The sequence below is a fragment of the Trebonia sp. genome (genome assembly GCF_030042015.1).
GTDB lineage: Bacteria > Actinomycetota > Actinomycetes > Streptosporangiales > Streptosporangiaceae > Trebonia.
The window spans coordinates 1-5,100 of record NZ_JASIAL010000445.1 but is presented as its reverse complement, the minus strand read 5'-3'; the positions used below and the strand labels follow the sequence as shown (position 1 = coordinate 5,100).

Annotated in this window: 6 protein-coding genes; 4 read left to right on the top strand and 2 right to left on the bottom strand. The window is 71.8% G+C overall.

What is annotated here, in order from left to right:
- From trpS to Q1N79_RS24000, 3 genes are all read left to right on the top strand, one after another.
- Positions 1–975 (top strand): tryptophan--tRNA ligase (trpS, locus tag Q1N79_RS24010; RefSeq protein ID WP_300612675.1); only part of this gene is annotated, 975 nt, incomplete at its 5' end.
- Between the two features lie 124 nt (positions 976–1,099).
- Complete coding sequence (locus Q1N79_RS24005; RefSeq protein WP_300612673.1) at positions 1,100–1,765, top strand: DUF998 domain-containing protein; 666 nt, start codon at positions 1,100–1,102, stop codon at positions 1,763–1,765.
- Entirely contained in the window at positions 1,762–2,190 is a 429-nt protein-coding gene (locus tag Q1N79_RS24000; protein WP_300612671.1) for a hypothetical protein, read from the top strand. The genes Q1N79_RS24005 and Q1N79_RS24000 overlap by 4 nt, the downstream gene beginning before the upstream one ends.
- A 73-nt stretch (positions 2,191–2,263) precedes the next feature.
- Here the strand turns inward: Q1N79_RS24000 and Q1N79_RS23995 are convergent, their stop codons facing one another.
- Positions 2,264–3,022, bottom strand: coding sequence for a VOC family protein (locus Q1N79_RS23995; protein ID WP_300612669.1), 759 nt, complete (start codon positions 3,020–3,022; stop codon positions 2,264–2,266).
- 107 nt (positions 3,023–3,129) lie between these two features.
- Here Q1N79_RS23995 and Q1N79_RS23990 point away from each other — a divergent pair, with 107 nt between their 5' ends.
- A complete protein-coding gene (locus Q1N79_RS23990) occupies positions 3,130–4,008 on the top strand; it encodes a TIGR03620 family F420-dependent LLM class oxidoreductase (protein WP_300612667.1) in 879 nt (292 codons plus the stop codon).
- Between the two features lie 75 nt (positions 4,009–4,083).
- Here the strand turns inward: Q1N79_RS23990 and Q1N79_RS23985 are convergent.
- Positions 4,084–5,100 (bottom strand): hypothetical protein (locus Q1N79_RS23985; RefSeq protein WP_300612665.1); only part of this gene is annotated, 1,017 nt, incomplete at its 5' end.

Below are 5,100 nucleotides of genomic sequence, written 5' to 3'. Positions count from 1 at the left end.
CAGTTCCGCATCCTCACCGGGGACCGGCCGACCGGCCCGCTGCACCTGGGCCACTACTTCGGCACCCTGCACAACCGCGTGCGGCTTCAGCAGGCCGGCGCCGAACTGTTCGTGCTGATCGCCGACTACCAGGTGCTCACCGACCGGGACACGGGCGGCCGCCTGGCCGACGCCGCCACACAGCTGGTGCTCGACTACCTGGCGATCGGAGTCGCCACGGACCGTTCTGTGATATTCGCCCACAGCGCGGTACCCGCCCTCAACCAGCTGGTCTTGCCGTTCCTCAGCCTGGTGTCCGTGCCCGAACTGGAGCGGAACCCGACCGTGAAAGACGAGATCGCGCACTCGCGGCAGTCGTCGGTGAGCGGGCTGATGTTCACCTACCCGGTGCACCAGGCGGCCGACATCCTGTTCTGCAAGGCGAACCTCGTCCCGGTCGGGCAGGACCAGCTGCCGCATGTCGAGCTCACGCGGCTGGTCGCGCGGCGGTTCAACGAGCGGTATGGGCGCGTGTTCCCCGAGCCGGACGCGCTTTTGTCCGCCGCGCCGCTGCTGCTCGGCACCGACGGCAGGAAGATGAGCAAGAGCCGCGGCAACGCGATCGCGCTCGCGGCGACCGCCGACGACACGGCGCGGCTCATCAAGTCGGCGAAGACCGACTCGCGAAAGCGCATCAGCTACGACCCGGCGACCCGGCCCGAGGTGTCGTCCCTGGTGCTGCTCGCGGCGCTGTGCACGGGCGCCGACCCGGTCGCGGTGGCGGACGAGATCGGCGACGGCGGCGCCGCCGCCCTCAAGGCCACCGTCACCGAGGCGGTCAACGAGCGGTTCGCGGCGATCCGCGCCCGGCGCGCTGAGCTCGCCGCGGATTTGGGGTACGTGCGGGGCGTGCTGCGTGACGGGTGCGAGCGGGCCCGCGTGATCGCCGATGCCACGCTTGACGAAGTGCGCTGCGCGATGGGCATGAACTACTGAAGCGGCCGGGTGTGCTCCCGGCAGAAGGGGCACTGAACACAGTGAGATGGGGCGGTGAACGGAGTCCCCCGGTCTGGATCTATTATTTAGTTGCTAGATAGCAATGAAATAAGGAGCTCCGGTTGTGCCAGACGTGCCATGGTGGGGGGCGGTCTCTTCGGCCGCGGCTCCCCTGCTTCTCGTCGGCGGCCTGACGGCCGCCGCCACGGTGCAGCCCGCGTCGTTCGACGCATTCAACAACACGGTGAGCGCGCTGGCCGGGCAGGGCGCGACGGACAGCTGGGTCATGACGCTCACGTTCGTGGTGGTGGGGGCGTGCGACATCGTGACGGCGCTCGCGCTGCGGGGGGCCGCGCTCCCCGGTCGGCTGGTGCTGATCGCCGCGGGCGTCGCCGGCATGCTTGTCGCCGCGTTCCCCGAGCACCTGGGCGGCTCGGTCGTGCACGCCTGGTGGGCGGGCATCGGCTTCGCCGGCCTGATCCTGTGGCCGATCTTCGCGATGCAGCGGGGCGAGGACGTGCCGTGGGGCCTGCGGCCTGCCACCTGCTGGTGGACGACGGTCACGCTGTGCCTGCTCACGCTGTGGTTCGCCGCCGAGCAGGCATCCCGCGGCGCGGAGATGGGGCTGGCCGAGCGGGCCGCGGGCCTGGCCCAGACCGTCTGGCCGCTCGCCGTGGTCGTGTCGTGCATGCGGAGCCGGCCCGCTGACCTGCCTCGAACCGAGTCGTCGAATCCTACGTGCTCATTATCGGCGGGCCGCACTATCCCACCGAAAGGGCAGGCTACATGAGCCAATGGGATTTCGGCACGTCAGCGGGCGGATTCCCGGATGACGGAGGCGAGGACGACTTCGAGGCGGGCTTCTCGCCGATCTTCTACGAGCGGGACCCGGAGGCGTTCGGCGAGCTCTGGCCGGAGCATCCCCGCGCCGAGCGCCCCGGCCGGGGGGCGCGCTCCGGCCCGCTGCGCTGGCTGGTTCCCGCCGTCATCGTGACCGCGGCCGCGGCCGCGGCTGCCGCGGTCGTGCTGCTCAGCGGCAGCGGCCACCCCTCCGCACCAGGTGCCCCTGCCACTCCTTCCGCGCCCGCCGCCCCCGCCGCCCCTTCTGCGTCGGCCGCGCTTTCCGCGGAGCAGTTCGCCACGTATGTTCCGCCGCGCGGCGGGTCCGGGCTGCGGGTCGTCGCCGACTACTGCGGCATCACGGCCGCGAATTAAGACCCTTTTTCATCCCGAACGGTCCCGGCCGTCTCCGGCCGCGTCCGCTGACTGCCCACGGCGTCAGGAAGCGCTATCCGGCGAGCTTGAACCGCGCCCCCGTCGGGTCGGCGGCTTCGGCCAGTCGGCCGTACGGCGTGTCGGTCGCGGGCTGGATGACGGTCCCGCCAAGCTCGGTCACCGTGGCGAGGGCGGCGTCGGTGTCGGTCACGTTGACGTAGACCGCCCAGGAGTCCCGCCCGCCCGCGGGCAGGTACTGCGACGCCTCCATGATCCCGGCGATCGTCAGCCCGCCATCGCGCAGCGTCGTGATCCGGAATTCCGGCGTGTCGCTCGCCACCCCTTCCCAGCCGAACACGTCGCGGTAGAACGCGACCGCCCGCGCGTAGTCCCTCGTCATCAGCTCGAAGTAGGCCGGCGCGCCCGGCTCGTTGAACACGCTGAGCCCGCCGAACCGCCTGGCCTGCCAGATCCCGATCCGCGCGCCGCCCAGGTCGTCGAGGACCGCCTCGGTGCCGAGGTCGGCGATGTCCATCGGCCCTTCGCGGAGGGTGGCGCCGCGGCCGAGCGCCGCCTCGGCGGTGGCCTTGGCGTCGTCCGCGGACAGGTACACGCCCCAGGTGTCCGGGCGGTCCGAGCCCGGCATCCCGGGCAGCTTCGGCATGCAGCCCGCGACGGGCACGCCGTCCCGCATGAACATGAAGTACCCGCCGAACTGCTCAGCTGCCTCCCCAGCAGTCCAGCCGAACAGCCGCGGGTAGAACTCCCGTGCCCGTCCCGTGTCGGACGTCAGCAGGTCAATCCAGCACGGTGCCCCGATCGGTCGCGTCATGATTGCTCCCCTTCGCGTTGTCCTTCGCGTTGTCCTCAGCAGAAAAGACGCGGCGGGCCAGCGGAACTCATCGGCGCCCGCACTCCCGGTGCGGCTATAAAAAGATCATGACAACAACGGGTGAGCTGCGGGCCGCGCTCGGCCGCACGGGGATCTGGATGCCGCCGCCGGCGGCGATCGGGGTAGACCCGCAAAGCTACGGGCGCGAGATCGAAGAGGCCGGGTTCGGCTCGGTCTGGGTTCCAGGCGTGAACGCGCCGGAGAACCTGGCGGCGCTGGAGCCGCTGCTGTCCGCGTCAAGCCGCCTGGTGGCCGGAACCGGGATCGCGAGCGTCTGGACCTGGTCACCGGCCGAGCTGGCCGCCGGGGCGGACCGGCTGGCCACGGCGTATCCCGGCCGTTTCGTGCTCGGGCTCGGCGTCAGCCACGCGCCCGCGGTCGAGCGGACCGGGCAGGCGTACGTGCGGCCGCTGGCCAAGATGGCACAGTTCCTTGACGAGCTGCCGCCGCTGCGGGCGCCGCTGGTGCTCGCGGCCCTCGGGCCGAAGATGCTCGAACTGTCCAGGGACCGCGCCCTCGGCGCGCACCCGTATTTCACCCCGCCTGAGCACACCGCCTTCGCCCGGTCGGTGCTCGGGCCCGAGCCGCTGCTTGTGCCGGAGCTGGCCGTCTGCCTCGCGGCGGGTGCCGACGGCCGGGCCGCGGCTCGCGCGTACGCCAAGTACTACCTGGTGCTGCCGAACTACACCGGCAACCTGCGCCGGTTCGGCTTCGGCGACGAAGACCTGGCCGACGGCGGCAGTGACCGGCTCATCTCCGCGATCGTCCCCTCCGGTCCCGAGGCGATCCGCGCGCGGGTACGGGAGCACTTCGACGCGGGCGCCGACCACGTGCTGCTCCAGCCGGTCGGCGAAGCCGGCCGCTTCGCCCCCGGCCAGCTCGGCGAGCTCGCGCCGGTCATCGCGGACGCGATCAGGAACGGCTGACAGCCGAGATACGCCACAGGCGACCCCGGCCGCGTGCGCGTGTGCCAGCGCGTCCGCGACCGGGCTGGCGGGAAATCATCGCCTGACGGCGCGGACGACGTCGCGGTGCTCGCGGATCGCCTGCTCGGGGGTGCTGCCGGGTCGTACGCGGAACCCGCAGTACAGCGCGACGCCGAAGTCGGGGAGGAATCTCGACGCGGTCGCCTGCCGCCGCCGTAGCCCTGCTTCACCATCAAGCGGCAGCACGATGCCGAGGTAGACGCGAGCATCGCCGGGCTCGAGGCCGGCGAGTGGGCGGAAGAACCTCTCGTCCTCGCTGCGCAGGTAGCGCGGGCCCGCCATGTGCACCCAGTCGGTCTGGCGGCCGGAGTTGGCGACCGCGTAGTTCGCCATCCGCACCAGCACGCTCATGTCCCGCGCCTCGTACATCGGCCACTCGGGGAACGTGCCGTAGCACAGGTGGTATCCGACGAGGACGTCTGCGGGAATCAGCCGGGGCAGCCGGTCGACCGCGGCCGCGAAGCGCTCCCACGCGCCCGCTCCCCAGGAGGTCCACGCCAGGACGCCCTCGATGTCGAGGGTCTCGTAGGCGATGTCCCACTGGATCGCCAGATCCTGCGGCGGGATCGCCGTCGTGAGCCGCCCGATCTCCCGCTTGACAAGGTCCTCATAGCCGCGCGCGGCTGCGGGGTAGTCGCGCCCGAAGTCGTCCCGCAGCCCGTTCAGCGCGCTGACCGGGAACGGCAGCCCCACCTGGAACCGCAGCCCGGCCGGGATCACGCCGTCGTCGCGCAGCGACCTGAAGACCTGGTAGGAGTCGATCGCGTCGTCCACGCGCGGCCAGGAATCCCAGTGCACGTCCGTGACGCCCGGGCGGATCCGGAAGACGGGCGTGTCGTACATGTGCCGCGGGATCCCGGTCGGCGAGTCGGTCTCCCTGACGGTCTCGATCGCCGGGTTCGGCCGGACGAGGCGCTCGCGCTCATACCCCACCCAGGACGAGCGCGGGCCGGTCTCGCCGTCCGGCAGCGCGAACACCAAGCCCGCGAAGTTCGCCGCCCCCGCGCGCAGCGCCTCCTCGGCCGACGCCGC